This window comes from Peribacillus suis (assembly GCF_059384845.1).
Window position 1 is genome coordinate 1151093 of the sequence record NZ_CM182019.1, and the last position, 17234, is coordinate 1168326.

A 17234-nucleotide genomic window follows, 5' to 3' on the forward strand; every position below is an offset into this window, starting at 1 on the left:
AATGAATGAACTTTTGGTAGGAAGGTTTATTCATTTATGCTGTATCAATGAATCGCTCAAGCTTATAAATGAATGAACGATCCTTAAAGTTCAATTTATTAATAAACGATAGTTATACCTTTAGCTTACTATTTGTTTTATTTAAAGTAAATTCTGAAAAATGAAACATTTATATTATAATAGCAAGATAATTTTCCTGAATCGTTTCTCATACTGGTGGATTTTTCTACTATAACTAAATTTACCTTTTTTATATTTTTATGTAAAATAATCTTCTCGCCATGCAAGTTTTAGTATATGGTTAATTTAACAGATTGGATGGCCATTATTCCATGTAAACTAAAAGGTGATAATCGGAATGACAGAAGAAATGAGGGCATGTATGGATCAAGATAAACAAAGGCTCAGTATTGCGGCTGCAAGACTATACTATGAATCGGATTATAGTCAACAAGAGATTTGTGCACGCCTTGGCGTGTCGCGACCAACGGTTTCTAGGTTGTTGCAATATGCGAAGGAGCAGGGCTACGTAAGTATACACATTAAAGACCCGTTAGAAGATGTGGACGAACTCTCAAAACAGTTAAAGGAACGGTATGGATTGGATCATGTAAGCGTTTCATATTCCCCACTTAATGAGTATGAGGAGATAACTAAGCATATCGGGCGGACTGCCGCCGAATTTTTACACAAAATCGTAAAAGACGGAGATATCATCGGCATTACCTGGGGTACCACATTGTTTTCAGTGGCCTCACAACTTAAAAGCAAGCGAGTGAAAGGTGTAGAAGTAGTTCAGCTAAAAGGCGGTGTAAGCCATTCGTATAGCCTTACTTACGCCGTTGAAGTTGCCAATCTATTTGCCGAAGCTTATTATACGGTCACCCGCTATTTACCTTTACCTGTTATTTTTGATAAGCCAGAACTTAAGCAGATGGTTGAGGAAGATCGGCATATAGAACGGATCATCGAAATGGGTAGACAAGCGAATATTGCATTATTTACGGTCGGTACGGTCAGAGATGATGCTTTACTTTTTAAACTGGGTTATTTAAGTGAAGGGGAGAAAGCTGATCTCCAACGCACGGCCGTAGGTGATATTTGTTCTCGTTTTTTTGATGAAGAGGGGAACATCTGTAATGAAGTTATTAATAGCCGCACGGTGGGCATTGATTTAGAAGAATTGCAAAAGAAAGAAAGAAGCATTTTAGTTGCTGGAGGCGAAGATAAGATCAAAGCCATCCAGGCAGCATTAGTGGGAAAATATGCCAATACACTCATTACAGATCAATTCACGGCTAAAGCTCTATTAGAGTGTTAAAAGAAAGAATATATGGTTGGCGCCTAAAAAGCGCTGGCCTTATTTTTTTATGTCTATAAACATTTAGTTGAATAGGTTGTAAAAATATTTGAACAAAATTTCAAAATAAAATTTACATATGTTCCACACCGTGGTATTATTTGGTTGTGAAAGCGCTTTTCTTATTGAAAAATCAAAAAATATAAAAAATTAGAGTGAAAAATAATAGGATAAGGGGCCGTTAAAAATGAATAAGGCTAAATTAATTGACCATACACTACTGAAAGCTGATGCAACTGAAAAGGAGATTGTTAGATTAGCAGAAGAAGCCAAGGAATACGGTTTTGCTTCCGTTTGCGTGAATCCGCAATGGGTGTCACTTGCAGCGAAAGAATTAGAGGGAAGTGACGTAAAAGTTTGTACAGTCATTGGATTTCCTTTAGGCGCGTCTACTACAGCAGTAAAAGTATTCGAAACGCAAGACGCTATTTCAAACGGCGCAGAAGAAGTAGATATGGTAATCAACATTGGCCTCTTGAAAGCTGGCAATGATGATGCAGTTGAAGCTGATATGAAAGCGGTTGCTAATGCTGCACATGGAAAAGCTCTTCTGAAAGTGATTATTGAAACATGCTTATTGACAGAAGAGGAAAAGGTCCGTGCATGTCAACTGGTCGTTAATGCTGGAGCTGATTATGTTAAAACATCCACCGGATTTTCTACGGGAGGTGCCACTGTCGAAGATGTAATGTTAATGAGAAAGGTCGTTGGACCGAATTTAGGTGTAAAGGCATCTGGAGGAATTCGGGATAAAAACGATTTAGAAAAGATGGCTAAGGCGGGAGCTACTCGTATTGGCGCGAGCTCAGGTGTCAAAATCATGCAGGGGGAAGCCGTTAATGGAGGCTATTAATTTAGATAGCTAGTCCCTCGTTTGAAAACCGAATGCAATTGGACTCATTAGTGGGTAAATATCAGTAGGGGTTCTTACTTGAATAAGGAGATTACAAAAATGGCAAAGACAAAAATAATTCAACTGTCGGATGGATACCTTAATCGGACTCCTATTCTACAATTCATTCTCTTATCCACATTATTTTCCATGTGGGCAGTGGCAGCTAGTTTGAATGATATATTAATTACTCAGTTCAAAAGTGTGTTCGAATTAAGTGATTTCGCTAGTGCTTTAGTACAGAGTGCTTTTTATGGAGGCTATTTCTTGGTAGCCATTCCAGCTTCGATGGTTATTAAGAAGACGAACTATAAGTTTGCCATCATAACAGGATTATGCTTCTATATCATTGGATGTTCTTTATTCTTCCCAGCGTCACACTTGGCGACATATACTATGTTCTTGTTTGCACTTTTTGCTATTGCAATCGGTTTAGGTTTCCTCGAAACGGCAGCCAATACCTATAGTTCCATGATAGGTCCCAAGCAATATGCGACGCTCCGCCTGAATATTAGCCAAACGTTTTATCCCGTTGGATCTATTTTAGGGATTTTGCTAGGAAAATATCTAGTTTTCCAGGAAGGCGAAAGTCTTCATGTTCAAATGTCCAAAATGTCTCCTGCAGAAGCACAAGCTTTTGGAATCGAGATGTTACAGCATACACTAGAACCATATAAATATATGATTTTCATACTAATCGGAGTGCTGGTGATATTCCTCTTCACTAAATTTCCAACATGCAAACCGGAAAAAGTCGAACAAAATGGCACTAAACCGGCTCCAAATATCCTAAAAGCGTTGAAACACCTGGCTGGAAATAAACGATTCCGAAATGGAATCATCGCAGAATTTTTATATGTGGGAATGCAAACCACGGTTTGGGCTTTCACGATCAGGTTAGCCTTACATCTAAATCCACATATCAATGAAAGAACCGCTTCAAACTTTATGATTTATAGTTTTATAGGATTTTTCATTGGGAAATTCATTGCAAACTTTTTGATCGCTAGATTTTCGTCTTCTAAAATCTTGGTCATTTATGCAGTTTTCGGATCAGCTTTATTGGCTTACGTGGCAGTCGTGCCGAATATGACTGCTGTATATGCGGCAATCGTTGTTAGTATGCTTTTTGGACCATGTTGGGCCACGATTTATGCAGAAACTCTAGCTGTAGTTGATAAGCAATATACTGAAGTGGCGGGTGCCATCTTAGTAATGTCCATTGTGGGGGGAGCCGTTATACCGGCTGTTCAAGGGTTAGTGTCAGACACTTTGGGATCAATGCAATATGCGTTTGTCGTATCCATGCTATGTTTTGTATATATAGGCATTTACTTTTATCGAGAAATGAAAAGGTCTGCAAACATGAAAAAGGATGCAGAACAAACAAGCGAATTAATTTCTTAAATTTTGGGTTCGAGCTTTGCTTATGTCCTCAATTATATCGGCAATCATTTTTGACAAAACCAGTAAGCATAATAAGAAAAAAGGCAGGGGGCCCTGAAATGAACTCTGGATGTAACAGGGTTTCCTAAGGGGACCCTGTTAGCTGTTATTCGAAGGAAGGAAGGATAAGTATGGTAGGAACGATTGAACTACAAAGAGGATTCTTCAAAGAAAACCCTACAGTATTTTTTAAAAGTACCGAGTTTACTGTTACTTTATTTCGTTATCCATCTGGAGTTGAAGCGATAGAAGTGACAAATTCCCGTGGGAAAATGGTGGTTCTTCCTTATTTAGGTCAAATTGTTTGGGACTTAGTTTTTGATGGAATTGAACTGAAGATGAAAAATATGTTCACTCAACCGAAACAAGTAGATGAAATTGTCGATACATATGGATGTTTTGCTTTTCATTCCGGTTTGATTAGCAATGGCTGTCCAGGACCTGAGGATGATCATGTCTTACATGGTGAGATGGCCTGCGCGAATATGGACCATGCCTGGCTGGAGGTTACGGAAAATAGTGTGAAAATTGGTGGATTGACAGAATACATAAAAGGGTTTGGCCATCATTATATCGCTAAGCCAAGCGTCAAGATGATTGCTGGGGAAGCCAACATCGAAATGGGCATGTACGTGAAAAACTTATCTGGCATAGACATGCCTCTACAATACATGTGCCATACCAACTACGCCTACCTGGATCATGCAGTAATGAAGCAAAACATTCCTAATAGTGCGTTTGAGTTACGTGCCTCCATCCCTGACCATGTGAAACCTACTGAAAAGTGGTTGGACTTTAATAAAGAAATCCGTGAAGGCAAGGAACCTATATCGATTTTGGACCGTCCAGATATGTATGACCCGGAAATTGTTTTCTTTATGGATGGATTGAGTAAGCATCAGAAAGAAGCAAGTTTTGAAATGACTTCGCCGGAAGGAACTACTTTTTTCACCACGTTCTCTACGGATGAATTTAATTATGCGACAAGATGGTTACTGTTTAATGAGGACCAGCAGGTTGGAGCATTTGTATTGCCCGCTACATGCCGGCCTGAAGGGTTTTTGGCAGCCCAAGATTCAGGAAGCTTAATTAAGTTGGCCTCAGGTGAGGAAAGATCATTTACAATTGTAACTGGAAAGAAATAAGGAGGAAATAGAATATGGATATAGCAGTTATCGGATCCAATATGGTGGATTTAATTTCATACATTGACCAAATGCCAAAAGAAGGGGAAACCCTCGAGGCACCAAGTTTCGAAATTGGGTGTGGTGGAAAAGGAGCCAACCAGGCAGTGGCCGCAGCCAAAATGGGCTCTAAGGTCATGATGCTTACTAAAGTCGGAGATGATCTATTTGCAGATAATACGATTAGCAATCTAGAACGTTATGGAATAGATACTGAATTTACAAGTAAGATCCCGGGAACATCAAGTGGTGTGGCACCGATATTTGTGGACCCACAATCGAGGAACCGGATATTAATCATCAAAGGAGCAAATGAATATCTTGTACCCGAGGATATCGACAACGCGGGGGAAAAGCTGAAAAAGTGTTCCTTAATCATTCTTCAATTGGAGATCCCCTTACCAGCTGTTTATCGTGCCATTGACTTCGGTAAGGAGAATAATATACCGGTTATATTAAATCCTGCTCCTGCCTCAAAAGAGTTGAATTTTGATTACGTTTGCAAGTGCGATTTCTTCATTCCTAATGAAACGGAACTGGAAATTTTAACCCAGATGCCAGTAGAAACGGATCAACAAGTGCAGGAGGCAGCTTTAACCCTTATCGAGCAAGGGGTGAAAAATGTTATAGTGACACTTGGAAGCCGTGGGGTGATGTGGGTTACAAAAGAAAAAGTGGAACGGATCGATGCATATGAAGTCGCCGCCATTGACACTACTGGAGCCGGAGATTCATTCATTGGATGCTTCGCCCACTATTTTGTCAAAAATGGAGATATCCTTCACGCCATCAAGATGGCCACTGGATTTTCTGCCTTGAGCGTAACAAAACGCGGAACGCAATCCTCTTATCCAGATCAAGACCAGTTAAAGGGATTTTTTGAGAAACAGGTTTGAATATCATAGTATTAGGGGTGCTTCCACAATTGTTGGAACATCCCTTTTTACGTTCGTGTGGAACGAGATGGGTAGAGATAAGATAAGTATAAATGAATAGGTAGAGAAGGAGATTAATGTTCAATTATCGAAATTGTAGATATGTAAGTAAAAAGTACATAACTATCAATCTGTAAGTAGGAGGGCTATTTGTGAAACCTAAAGTGTATATAACGAGAAAAATGCCAGACCAAATCGTGAATGGCCTAAGTGAAAAGTTTGAGGTAACGATGTGGCAAGATGAAACGACTCCGGTTCCTAGGGAGGTCCTGGAAAAAGAGATAGTGGAGGTTGACGGTCTATTTTGCTTGTTGACGGAACAAATCGATGAATCCTTGATGGAGAAGGCGACCAACCTAAAAATCATTGCGAACATGGCTGTGGGGTATAACAATATTGATTTACAAAGCGCGACAGATAAAGGAATCATGGTGACGAATACACCGGGGGTTCTGACGGAAACGACAGCGGACTTAACTTTTGCCTTGCTGCTTGCAACGGCCAGAAGATTGGTAGAGGCGACAGGTTATCTCAAAAGTGGTCAATGGAAAACATGGTCCCCGATGCAGTTGACTGGACAGGATGTACATGGCGCAACGATAGGAATCATCGGATTGGGAAGGATCGGTAAAGCCCTGGCGAAAAGGGCAAAAGGATTTGATATGAATCTTGTATACTATAATCGTAGCCGTAAACTTGAAGAAGAAAAAGAGTTGGGAATCGAGTTTGTATCACTTGAAGAGCTCCTTAAGATTTCGGATTTTGTCTGTGTCTTGGTGCCACTCACTTCCCAAACTAGCTATATGATCGGTGCTGAACAATTAGCCTTAATGAAAAAGACGGCCGTACTCATCAACACGGCAAGGGGCGATATCGTCGATGAAAGGGCATTGTACCAGGCTTTGGTAAACCAAGAAATTTGGGCTGCTGGATTGGATGTATTTGAAGAAGAACCGGTTCCTTTAGATCACCCTCTCTTGACCCTACCTAATGTGGTGACACTCCCACATATCGGCAGCGCCAGCATCGCCACGAGAATGAAAATGGCAAGCCTGGCTGCAGAAAACTTGATGGCAGGCCTGACGGGCGCCCTTCCTGGCAATCTAGTGAATCCAGAACTAACAAGTGTGCAAAAAGGGAGAGGACATTCATAATGGAATTGAAAGAAACCATATATACTAGCAATAAAATGCCGACAACAAAAAAACTATGGATGGCACTTATGCTCGGTTCTTTTGCGGCAATTGGGCCTCTGTCACTTGATATGTATTTGCCTGGTCTACCAACACTTGCAGATGATCTGCAAAGCAGTACGTCTTTGGCTCAGCTCAGTTTGACCGCTTGTTTACTAGGATTGGCATTAGGACAAATATATTTAGGCCCCCTGAGTGATGCGAAGGGGAGACGGACCCCGTTAATCATCTCTTTGTCGATTTATAGTGTGTCTTCTCTGCTATGTGCCTTTGCTCCCTCCATTGAAATGCTTTTATTATTACGGTTCATCCAGGGAGCTGCAGGTGCTGGGGGAATTGTCATTTCCCGGGCCATTGTCCGCGATCTTTTTTCTGGTACGGATTTGACCAAATTCTTTTCCATGTTAATGCTTGTGAATGGGGCGGCACCGATTTTGGCACCGGTTTTAGGAGGGCAACTGCTACAATTTACATCTTGGCGGGGAGTTTTCATCGTCATTTTTGCTCTAAGTGTTATTATGGTTGCCGCTGCTTTTTGGGGGATAGAGGAAACGCTCTCATCAGACCTACGAAGTACAGGGGGCATAACCAATACAATACGTACATTCGGTGATTTACTGAAAAACCGTGTGTTTATGGGATATGCACTTTCTCAAGGGTTTGTAACGGCGGCTATGTTTGCTTATATCTCAGGTTCACCTTTTGTAATTCAAAATATCTATGGTATTTCTCCGCAAACATTCAGCCTGATCTTTGCGATGAATGGGATAGGGATCATTGTTGCATCCCAAACAACTGGCAGACTGGCTGGGAAGATAAAAGAAGAAAAACTCCTACAAATAGGGTTGGGTCTTGCGTTATTTGGCGGGATCATTCTGCTCATGTCCATCATTCTGGGAGTTGGAGTTGCGGGGATTTTAATTGCTTTATTTCTATCTGTCTCGAGTGTCGGGATCGTGGGAACGACAAGTTTCGCATTAGCTATGCAGGACCAGGGGAAAACGGCAGGGAGTGCCTCGGCTTTAATCGGTCTTCTGCCTTTCGTACTAGGTTCGCTCATGGCCCCTTTAGTAGGGATTGGTGGAGGTGATTCACCTCTGCCGATGGGAATCGTGATGGTAAGTTGTCATGTTATTGCCCTGTCCTCTTATCTATTTATCGCCCGAGGCGGTTTGAGAAAAGCTGTTGCATAAGGAAAGTGGCCAACCCATTATAGGAAAAGTTCAAAGTAAGAGGGGTGGCTCTTTAAGAAAACATGAAAAGCAATCCCACTCTCTTATGTATAATTTCTATTGGTAGGGAACAAAAAAGTTCAACTAAAAACTTTGCCCAATCTTTTTTAATTTAGTAAGAAGAGGCAGAAGTGTGGTCACATCATACACTTCTGCCTCTTCTCAAGTCTTTCGATTCTTATAAGAGCGATTCAGCTCCGTCAATATACACTTCAGTCCCGGTAACGTGGGAGGACATGTCCGATGCAAGGAACAAAACAAGGTCTCCTGCTTGTTCAATCGTTCCGGCTTTCTTTGCAAGTGGTTGAGAACCTTCGGGATACTCAATCGGTATTTTGATTTTTTCCAAGTTTTCATCTTCAGGATAGGTATTGTCGTCGATGTTGGTGTCGATGGAGCCTGGGCAGATGATATTCACGCGTATTTTGTACTTGGCCAATTCAAGTGCAGCCATCTTGCCGAAAGCGACCTGACCGGCTTTTGATGAGCTGTATGCGGAAAAACCAAAGTTCTTGAAAAAACGGTTTCCGTTAATGGAACTGTTAATGGTGATGCTGCCGCCTGTTTCCTTCATATAGGGAATGGCGTATTTTATGGTTAGGAAGGTTCCTTTCAAGTTGATGTTGAGTGTTTGGTCCCAATCTTCCGGCTTAATATCTTCAATGGGGGCAATTACCCCGTTAATACCAGCATTGGCAAACACAAAATCAATTTTTCCAAAATGCTCGAAGGCGGCCTGGAAAGCCTTCTCAACCTGTTCGGGTTGGGAAACATCCGTTTTGATGATTAAAGCTTCTCGTCCGAGGTTTTCGACTTCTTCCTTGACCTTTTCGGCATTTTCAACTGTGCGGTCAAAAAAAACGATGTTTGCACCGTTTTCCGCAAGTTTAATGGCGGCACCCCGGCCAATTCCGGATCCTCCGCCGGTAATGATGGCGACTTTATTCTTCATCAATTCTGTCATTGATTTCACACGCTCCTTTTTAATGTACTTCCCATGAGGGAGTATGTAGAAACATCAAGTCAGTAGTAATAGGAAAAGTATAAAGGAAAATAGATTGAAAAATCCAATATAAACCAAAATTTTTTTTGGCATTTTTCTTTATTTTTTTGCAAAGTCTGGTTATATTGAGGACAAAGTCTGTTTATTAAAAGGAGAATCTAGCGAATGATACGTTATGGGATTATCGGTACAAATTGGATTACAGAGCGTTTTTTGAATGCGGCAAAACACGTGGAAGGCTTTTCATTAAATGCGGTCTATTCGCGCACAGAAGAAAAGGCCAGGGATTTTGCAGATAAGTATGGAGTTAAACATACATTTACGGACTTGGAGGAGATGGCGAGCAGTTCCGAGATTGATGCGGTCTATATAGCCAGTCCCAATTCTCACCATAGTCGCCAGGCAGTCATGTTTTTACAGCAAAAGAAACATGTCTTATGTGAAAAACCATTGGCTTCGAACGCCGATGAAGTGAGGGAAGTGATACAGGCCGCACAGCAAAACGAAGTGCTGCTCATGGAAGCGATGAAATCAACGGTCATGCCAAGTTTTGAAAGCCTAAAGGAAAACATCCATAAAATTGGTGAGGTTCGCCGTTATCAAGGAAGCTACTGTCAATATTCTTCCCGGTATGATTCGTATAAATCAGGTACCATACTGAATGCATTCAACCCTGAGTTTTCAAGCGGCTCTTTAATGGATTTGGGTATCTATGCCGTTTATCCGCTTGTCGTTTTATTCGGTAAACCGAATAGGATCCAGGCATCTGGAACATTACTAGAGTCAGGAGTTGACGGTCAGGGTACCATCCTCCTTTCATACAACGACATGGAAGCCATCGTGATGTTTTCCAAGATCACTGAATCTACTCAACCTTCAGAAATACAGGGAGAAGCAGGTACCATCCTCATCGACAAAATTTCCAGTCCGAACGAAGTGGATATTTGCTACCGTGATGGAACAAGGGAGAGTCTCTCGGTTAAACAGGAGTTCCCTCCGATGTATTATGAAGCGAAGGAGTTTGTAGAATTGATCCAGCAGGGGAAAACGGAATCGGATAAGAATACATTTGCCCATTCGTTATGGTCGATGGAAATCATGGATGAAGCTAGAAAACAGATAGGTGTCATTTTTCCCTCAGACCGAAGATAAGCATTTTATTAGACATGATTCGGCAAAAAGCGTATAAATGGATGTTACAGAATGCCTATTTTTGGGTAGATTTTTAGTACATAGAAATTTCAGATGTTGGAGGAATTAATATGAAATGCAAGATTAATCGAAATGCAGCAAAGGTCTTACAAAAGATGTTGAGTAGCGAAGAAGCGGAAGGGAAAATGATTCGGGTGTATATCACGCATATGCACGGCGATCATGCCCACTATGAGATGAAGCTTGATGTTCCGACGGAGCATGATGAAATTGTCAAGACGGATAAGGATATCGATATACTGCTGGATTCACGTGAAAAATTCTTGGACGGAGTATGGATTAAATATTTTTATGTGCCAGAAGAAGGTTTCGAAATAACCAATCCTTCGAAAGAACCTCATGGCCATCACCATCATTAAAAATTAGGGGGAATTAGGCATGACAGAATTATACGAAAAGCTTTTTCAACCATATAAATTCTCTTCTGGGGTCGAAGTGAAAAACCGTATCATGCTGGCACCGATGACGCATTATTCTTCAGATGACCAAGGATACGTGACGGAAGAGGAATTAGCTTATTATGCAGAGCGTTCGGCAGGAGTGGGTACGGTAATCACAGCGTGTGCCTATGTAATTGCAGGTGGAAAAGGATTCCCTGGCCAATTCAGTGCTGATGATGATGCATTCATTCCATCACTCCGAAAAGTGGCAGAAACCATTCAAGGCAAAGGGGCCAAAGCCATTTTGCAAATTTATCATGGAGGTCGCCAAAGTCCGCCGGATTTATTACCAGATAATCAACCTGTTTCTGCAAGCAGCGTTGCTTCAAGCGAGGGTGCACCTGTTCCTCGTGAAATGACGGAAGATGAAATTCAAGAAGTGATTAAAGCGTTTGGAGAGGCAACGAGAAGAGCCATCGAAGCAGGATTTGATGGTGTCGAGATTCATGGGGCGAATACATATTTACTTCAGCAGTTCTTCTCTCCTCATTCCAACCGTCGCACAGATAAATGGGGGGGAACGCTTGGAAAACGTATGATTTTCCCACTTTCCATTGTTAATGAAGTAGAAAAGACTGTGGAAGAGCATGCGAAAAATCCGTTTGTCATCGGCTACCGCATTTCTCCGGAAGAGGGTAGCGAGCCTGGCATCACTTTGGATGATACGCTTCAATTCGTAGACCGGCTTGCGAATCAAAACCTGGACTACATCCATGTATCGGTAGGCCATTTCTGGAATGGCTCATTCCGTGAGAGTGATAGAACGGAATCGAGAATCGTTAAAATATATGAAAAAGTGGGCAATCGGATTCCAGTAATCGGAGTAGGGGCCCTTCATACACCTGAAGAAGTGGCAGAGGCCATGGAAACGGGCGTTCCTTTTATTGCACTTGGCAGGGAGCTGCTTATGGAACCGTACTGGATTGAAAAAATCAAGGCCGGTAAAGAAAAGGAAATACGCACGACACTTTCGAAGAAGGATCAAGATGAATTGGTCATTCCAGATCCCCTTTGGGAAAAATTAATCAATGTAAAAGGCTGGCTTCCAGTCGTGGATTGAGTATGAATAATAAATGAGCCCGTCCTTTGTTAAGGACGGGTATTTTTTTGGATGAAATTTATCTATCGATTGTAACCGATGAATGAGAATGAGAGCTTATCTTCTTTTTTCTAAACATAAGCAAACCAATGATATAAATGATGAGAAAAGCTATTAAAATAATATCCGTCATTCGTATCGTGGCAACATCTGATACAATTCGACCGGTATATTGCAAAAGGTTATGGAGGAAGTGAAAGATGATCGGAATGATGATCGATTGAGTTTGAATAACGAGTAAAGCTAAGACGAGACCTATTAGTAATGCATAGAACACTTGTATGAAAATAGAAAAGGATGGATTTTGAAATGCCTGGGCAAAGTGCCCAATCCCGAAGAATAAACTTGAAATGATGATGGCCTTGATCTCTCCCTTTGGTAGGAGGATCTTCAGCATCAAGCCACGAAATACGGATTCCTCGACAAAGGCATTTGTCATAATCCCCAAACTTAATAAGACTAGATAAGAAAAGGATTGAATGGACACTCCTTCGTTGAAGATGACAAGAAGGATTAAAAAGAAGAGCAAGGGCGTATATAAAACCCATTCCCGGACGGATAGCTTCCGGAGTGAATGAAAATAAAAGGTGCCCCATCGATTCTTTATAGTAAAATAAAAAATCAAGAGGAGTGCTAGCGGAATGAAGCCCATAAAAGGCGCAATGGGGTTACTCATCTTTGTTATTTCAGTGATGGCAGCCCCTGTTGAAACGAAAAGCAAAGTGATGATTTCAAGTCCGATAAGAGTTAAATAAGGTCGTTTGAACGTCATTTCATTTTTCATTATATAAGTCATCATCTCCCCTGGTTTGTGTTAAATATTCGTTGCTCGATTGGATTAATCCTGCTACCTTTCAGGCTGAAGATTAACATACAAGGCGCCGAAAGAAATCAGCTTATTTCTTTTGCGCCTCTTTTATTCGCATCTCTACCATCGTTACTCAATACGAAGACGACAAGCCCTTTCATTTGTCCAGTTTTTGTTTCAGGTATATGGACTCGCATTCTATCTTCCTAAAACTCATTAATAGGTCGGGCACCTAATTTACTAGTGTAGAGGGATGGTCCTATTTTGTAATCAAAACGTAATGAATTGTAAAGAATTGTTTACAATGTAAGTAATGTACAGTTTTACGTTTTACTATATAATATGGGAACATGGTTCGAAACCATGAATAAACCCGACAAAGGAGATTACATATGAGAGTTACTTCTTACAATCTATCAAATCCTCAAAGGGTTACCGTGAAAAGAAAACTCCCCTTACACTTTTTCTTTTTCTAAGATGTAAGGCGACTACGTCGCTACCCCAAAATATGTACACCTACTTTTTTTCAATAACCGTTTTCAATAGAGTGGACTAAAAAAATGAAGGATGTGAGGGTGAATTTATGATGAAGGATAGTAGATTCCAAGGATACAACATGAAAGGATTTCAAAAAGACCTGACGGCAGGCCTGGTAGTGGGAGTGGTAGCCATTCCCCTTGGACTAGCTTTTTCCATTGCATCCGGAGTGGAACCCATATATGGCTTGTATACGACGATCATTGCAGGAATTCTCATTTCGCTTTTGGGTGGGTCTAAGTACCAAATTGGTGGGCCGACTGGAGCCTTTGTTCCATTACTATTTGGAATCGTCATGCAATACGGTTACGAAAGTCTTCTCATTGCCGGGTTTTTAGCCGGGATTATGTTGGTGGTGATGGGACTGCTTAAATTAGGGAATATGATGAAATTCATTCCCCGCCCCGTTATCATTGGTTTTACGACAGGCATTGCGATCATCATCTTTTCCGGCCAAATTGCTAACTTCTTAGGCATGAAGGTGGAAAAGCATGAAACGTTTTTAGCTAATATGAAAGAATTGGTGGTTAAAGCAGATACGATAAATGTCTATAGCATAGGTGTGGCACTAATATGCTTTATTGTGATCCTGTTAGCACCGAAAGTACTTCCACGAGTACCAGGACCTCTTCTTGGATTACTTGTTTCCACAGTGGTAGCCTTCTATTTCTTCCCTAGTAAGGTGGCTACGATTGGATCTACATATGGAGCGATTCCAAGAGGTTTCCCTGAATTTAAAGTGCCAGAGCTTTCGGTGGAAATCATTATCAACCTTCTCCCAGTGGCGATTACAATCGCATTATTAGGTGGAATTGAATCATTGTTATCGGCAACCGTGGCAGATAACATGGGTGGATCAAAACACGATAGCAATAAGGAATTAGTCGGTCAAGGCATAGCCAACATCGCTACACCATTCTTTGGCGGAATCCCGGCTACAGGTGCTATTGCCAGAACGGCCACGAATATTAAGACTGGGGCCGTTTCACCAATGTCAGGGATTATCCATGGAATCGTGGTCTTGATGGTCCTGCTCGTCTTATCTCCTTATGCCACACATATTCCTTTAGCCAGCATGGCGCCAATCCTCATGTTTGTCGCTTGGAACATGAGTGAACGGAAGGAATTTGCCCATGTCTTAAAAACAAGGTCGGCTGATTCTGTTGTACTGTTTGTGACATTTCTTGTCACTGTTTTAACGGATTTAATCATGGGTGTCGGTATCGGTTTATTGATTGCCTTCATCACCTTTATCATTAAGATGAGCCACTCATTAAAGATCAGGGAAAGAAGTCACGAAGTTTATCCGGAAATTATTCCAACGACTGCAAGCTCGGATTCAAGAATCGATGTTTACAATTTGGAAGGTCCCTTATTCTTTGGATCCATTGATGTACTGGAATCTAATATTTTGGAAAATTTGGATAATAAGACGGGCGTTTTAGTATTGAGCATGCGAAGGGTATCCTATATGGATACGTCAGCCGAGGCCGCTCTGCTGGCCATTGTCAATCGAATAAGGAAATATAAAGGGAAATTAGTCATCTCCGGAATTCAGCAACAACCTAAGGAGTTGCTAATAAGTACCGGGTTATATCATAAAATAGAAAAACAGCATTTCTTTAAATCCAAGGAAGAAGCTTTATATTTTGCCAAGCAATATGTAAATGTCAAATCAGATCAAGTAGTCTTATAGATGTAACCCTAAAGTCATCCTTTCGGCTTTTTATGGTATAGTTACCGTAATGAGAGATTATAAAAGAAGGTGACTGTCTGGATGGATTTATATCGGATTGGCCAGCTTGCTGAACTAGCTAATGTATCAAGGAGAACCATAGACTATTATACACAATTGGGATTGCTCACCTATGAGAAGACTGGATCGAGGTATCGATATTATACGAAGGATGCGCTCAATCGACTTAGTATGATCGATCGATATAAAGAGCAAAACATGCCGTTGACCGAAATCAAGGAGCGGCTGCAGATCTGGTCTGACAAACCTGTGGATTCGGGAGAGGTACTAGCAAAAGTCGATAAGATTTCTTTAAACCTGAAAGAACTGGAGCGGGAAGTTCTTGAATTAAAGCCACTCTTGGAACAGCTGGATGAACAGCAACTGAAGTTTGCTGTTCATCAGCTCTCCCTAAGAGGCGGATCTTTGATTAGTATCATGAACGCGCTTACATGAACAAGAGTTTTTCCTCATTCAAAAAAGACCACTTTGGTCTTTTTTTATTTTTTCCGTAGCTTGTAAGAGTAATAAAAACTTTTTTTCGGCAAAGGGGAAGGAGATAGGGGAATGGGAAAAGAAGAACTATAATATATAGATTCAGAAAGGGTGAGTGGATGATTGGTTCAATTGTAACGACGGCAAAAGGGCATCTTCAAGGAACCGTAGAAAATGGTGTAGGCGTTTGGAAAGGCGTCAGGTATGCGAGAGCTCCAATCGACGAATTGCGTTTTCGCTCCCCGGAGCCTGTTGAAAGATGGAACGGTGTCCTGGATGCAGTCAATTTCGGCGCTGTGCCACCACAACCTTTGGAAAGGGCAGCCAGGATGGGGATGACAGGCAGTGAAGAAATGGATGAGGATTGTTTATTCCTGAATATCTGGTCTCCTAATGCTGATGATCGGAAGCGCCCGGTCATGGTTTGGATTCCAGGTGGAGCATATATTACGGGATCGGGTTCGATTGATATGTACAACGGTCATGTGTTAGCCAAAACAGGAGATGTAGTGGTTGTAAGCATCAATTATCGGTTAGGTGCTTTAGGATATTTGGATTTTACGGAGTGGAATCATGAGGAGGAACTCTTTGATTCCAACCTAGGTTTACGTGACCAAGTCGCTGCGTTGAAATGGATAAAAGAGAATATTGTAGCATTTGGAGGAGACCCGGAGAATGTTACGGTATTTGGTGAATCAGCTGGTGGAAATGCCGTTACGACTTTACTCACAGTACCTTCTGCAAGAGGGCTTTTTAAACAGGCCATTGCCCAAAGTCCTGCTCCTACTTCAGTTTACGGAAAAGGTTTTGCACGACAGTTCAGTAAGAAATTTCTCGATATTCTCGGGATTGAAGAGAATGAAGTCGATGTGTTAAAAACACTTCCCGTCCAGAAAATCGTTACAGCTTCATATGAATTATTACAGCAAAACTCTCAAGATCTCCCTGGTTCGCTTTCTTTTGGTCCAGTCGTTGATGGTGACTTTTTACCTGACTATCCATTGGAAGCCATTCGTTCAGGAGCCACTGCTGGAATTCCCCTTCTTATTGGTACAAATAAAGATGAAGCGACTTTATTTGACCAAATGGATCCCCCGTTAATTCCGACAACCGAAGAAATGATTCATAAGATGTTCGAAAATACAGATCCTGAAGCGGAGGAGCGAATCACCAACGCTTACCTAACCTTCCCTAATAAAGAGGCTACCCTAGGCTTGGGGCGTGATGCGACTTTTCATATGCCTTCGGTTTGGTATGCAGAGGCATACAGCCGTCAGGAGAAAACATGGATGTACCGCTTCGATTACCAAACCCCCTCTTTAAAGTTTAGCAAACTAGGGGCGACGCATGGGATGGAGATTTTATATGTTTTCCAGACTTTCGATTCTATAGTTGGAAAACGGATTACTGCCTTTGGCGCTAAGCGTGCTGCCTTGAAATTATCTCGACGGATGCAAGGTCACTGGATTAACTTTGCGAAATATGGGAATCCCAATCCGCCGGAAGGAGAAGTCTGGCCGAAGTATGACGAAACGAATCACTATACGATGATTTTTGATAAAAGGGATTATATAGAAAAGGATCCCAATAGGGTTCACCGGTTGGTTTGGGAGGGTGTAAGAATATATAAATGAAAGAAAAACAGCATGGAAGAAACGGAGGA

15 protein-coding genes are annotated in these 17234 nt (G+C 41.4%); 13 read left to right on the top strand and 2 right to left on the bottom strand.

The window, feature by feature from the left end:
- Positions 1-382: 382 nt before the first annotated feature.
- The 7 genes from deoR (at position 383) to AC503W_RS05740 (ending at position 8203) form a co-directional block, all read left to right on the top strand.
- Positions 383-1321 carry a DNA-binding transcriptional repressor DeoR gene (gene deoR / locus AC503W_RS05710; protein ID WP_427688475.1) on the top strand — a complete coding sequence of 313 codons (939 nt, stop codon included), beginning with the start codon at positions 383-385 and terminating at the stop codon, positions 1319-1321.
- Between the two features lie 226 nt (positions 1322-1547).
- Positions 1548-2213 (top strand): deoxyribose-phosphate aldolase, encoded by a 666-nt coding sequence (gene deoC, locus AC503W_RS05715; protein WP_427688473.1) that lies wholly within the window; start codon positions 1548-1550, stop codon positions 2211-2213.
- Between the two features lie 99 nt (positions 2214-2312).
- Complete coding sequence (gene fucP, locus AC503W_RS05720) at positions 2313-3659, top strand: L-fucose:H+ symporter permease (protein WP_403123655.1); 1347 nt, start codon at positions 2313-2315, stop codon at positions 3657-3659.
- A gap of 170 nt (positions 3660-3829) precedes the next feature.
- Positions 3830-4843, top strand: a complete 1014-nt coding sequence (locus tag AC503W_RS05725) for an aldose 1-epimerase family protein (protein WP_427688471.1) — start codon at positions 3830-3832, stop codon at positions 4841-4843.
- A 14-nt stretch (positions 4844-4857) separates the two neighbouring features.
- Entirely contained in the window at positions 4858-5778 is a 921-nt protein-coding gene (rbsK, locus tag AC503W_RS05730; protein WP_427688469.1) for a ribokinase, read from the top strand.
- Positions 5779-5969: 191 nt separating this feature from the next.
- Complete coding sequence (locus AC503W_RS05735) at positions 5970-6971, top strand: 2-hydroxyacid dehydrogenase (RefSeq protein WP_402987524.1); 1002 nt, start codon at positions 5970-5972, stop codon at positions 6969-6971.
- On the top strand, positions 6968-8203 hold the full coding sequence (locus AC503W_RS05740) for a multidrug effflux MFS transporter (protein ID WP_427688573.1): 1236 nt from the start codon (positions 6968-6970) through the stop codon (positions 8201-8203). The genes AC503W_RS05735 and AC503W_RS05740 overlap by 4 nt, the downstream gene beginning before the upstream one ends.
- 217 nt (positions 8204-8420) lie before the next feature.
- Here AC503W_RS05740 and AC503W_RS05745 read toward each other — a convergent pair whose 3' ends face one another.
- The gene (locus AC503W_RS05745; protein ID WP_402867862.1) at positions 8421-9206 is read right to left on the bottom strand and encodes an SDR family oxidoreductase; all 786 of its coding nucleotides are present in this window, start codon (positions 9204-9206) and stop codon (positions 8421-8423) included.
- A gap of 204 nt (positions 9207-9410) precedes the next feature.
- Here AC503W_RS05745 and AC503W_RS05750 point away from each other — a divergent pair, with 204 nt between their 5' ends.
- The 3 genes from AC503W_RS05750 to AC503W_RS05760 all read left to right on the top strand — a co-directional run bounded on the left by AC503W_RS05750 (position 9411) and on the right by AC503W_RS05760 (position 11957).
- Positions 9411-10397 carry a Gfo/Idh/MocA family protein gene (locus AC503W_RS05750; RefSeq protein WP_427688467.1) on the top strand — a complete coding sequence of 329 codons (987 nt, stop codon included), beginning with the start codon at positions 9411-9413 and terminating at the stop codon, positions 10395-10397.
- 110 nt (positions 10398-10507) lie between these two features.
- The gene (locus AC503W_RS05755) at positions 10508-10816 is read left to right on the top strand and encodes an iron-sulfur cluster assembly accessory protein (RefSeq protein WP_427688465.1); all 309 of its coding nucleotides are present in this window, start codon (positions 10508-10510) and stop codon (positions 10814-10816) included.
- Positions 10817-10835: 19 nt separating this feature from the next.
- On the top strand, positions 10836-11957 hold the full coding sequence (locus tag AC503W_RS05760; RefSeq protein WP_403123671.1) for an NADH-dependent flavin oxidoreductase: 1122 nt from the start codon (positions 10836-10838) through the stop codon (positions 11955-11957).
- A 58-nt stretch (positions 11958-12015) separates the two neighbouring features.
- Here the strand turns inward: AC503W_RS05760 and AC503W_RS05765 are convergent, their stop codons facing one another.
- A complete protein-coding gene (locus tag AC503W_RS05765; protein ID WP_427688463.1) occupies positions 12016-12795 on the bottom strand; it encodes a CPBP family intramembrane glutamic endopeptidase in 780 nt (259 codons plus the stop codon).
- Positions 12796-13387: 592 nt separating this feature from the next.
- On the opposite strand from AC503W_RS05765, the gene AC503W_RS05770 reads away from it, so the two are divergent.
- The 3 genes from AC503W_RS05770 to AC503W_RS05780 all read left to right on the top strand — a co-directional run bounded on the left by AC503W_RS05770 (position 13388) and on the right by AC503W_RS05780 (position 17205).
- The gene (locus tag AC503W_RS05770) at positions 13388-15037 is read left to right on the top strand and encodes a SulP family inorganic anion transporter (protein WP_402955938.1); all 1650 of its coding nucleotides are present in this window, start codon (positions 13388-13390) and stop codon (positions 15035-15037) included.
- 81 nt (positions 15038-15118) lie between these two features.
- Complete coding sequence (locus AC503W_RS05775; protein WP_402987537.1) at positions 15119-15532, top strand: MerR family transcriptional regulator; 414 nt, start codon at positions 15119-15121, stop codon at positions 15530-15532.
- Positions 15533-15690: 158 nt separating this feature from the next.
- Entirely contained in the window at positions 15691-17205 is a 1515-nt protein-coding gene (locus AC503W_RS05780; RefSeq protein ID WP_402987540.1) for a carboxylesterase/lipase family protein, read from the top strand.
- Positions 17206-17234: the final 29 nt, after the last annotated feature.

Excerpts from the sequence above, each read along its gene's own strand:
- deoR (WP_427688475.1), top strand. The coding sequence starts at position 383 with ATGGATCAAGATAAACAAAGGCTCAGTATTGCGGCTGCAAGACTATAC.
- deoC (WP_427688473.1), top strand. The coding sequence starts at position 1,548 with ATGAATAAGGCTAAATTAATTGACCATACACTACTGAAAGCTGATGCA.
- fucP (WP_403123655.1), top strand. The coding sequence starts at position 2,313 with ATGGCAAAGACAAAAATAATTCAACTGTCGGATGGATACCTTAATCGG.
- AC503W_RS05725 (WP_427688471.1), top strand. The coding sequence starts at position 3,830 with ATGGTAGGAACGATTGAACTACAAAGAGGATTCTTCAAAGAAAACCCT.
- rbsK (WP_427688469.1), top strand. The coding sequence starts at position 4,858 with ATGGATATAGCAGTTATCGGATCCAATATGGTGGATTTAATTTCATAC.
- AC503W_RS05745 (WP_402867862.1), bottom strand. The coding sequence starts at position 9,206 with ATGACAGAATTGATGAAGAATAAAGTCGCCATCATTACCGGCGGAGGA.
- AC503W_RS05750 (WP_427688467.1), top strand. The coding sequence starts at position 9,411 with ATGATACGTTATGGGATTATCGGTACAAATTGGATTACAGAGCGTTTT.
- AC503W_RS05755 (WP_427688465.1), top strand. The coding sequence starts at position 10,508 with ATGAAATGCAAGATTAATCGAAATGCAGCAAAGGTCTTACAAAAGATG.
- AC503W_RS05760 (WP_403123671.1), top strand. The coding sequence starts at position 10,836 with ATGACAGAATTATACGAAAAGCTTTTTCAACCATATAAATTCTCTTCT.
- AC503W_RS05765 (WP_427688463.1), bottom strand. The coding sequence starts at position 12,795 with ATGATGACTTATATAATGAAAAATGAAATGACGTTCAAACGACCTTAT.
- AC503W_RS05770 (WP_402955938.1), top strand. The coding sequence starts at position 13,388 with ATGATGAAGGATAGTAGATTCCAAGGATACAACATGAAAGGATTTCAA.
- AC503W_RS05775 (WP_402987537.1), top strand. The coding sequence starts at position 15,119 with ATGGATTTATATCGGATTGGCCAGCTTGCTGAACTAGCTAATGTATCA.
- AC503W_RS05780 (WP_402987540.1), top strand. The coding sequence starts at position 15,691 with ATGATTGGTTCAATTGTAACGACGGCAAAAGGGCATCTTCAAGGAACC.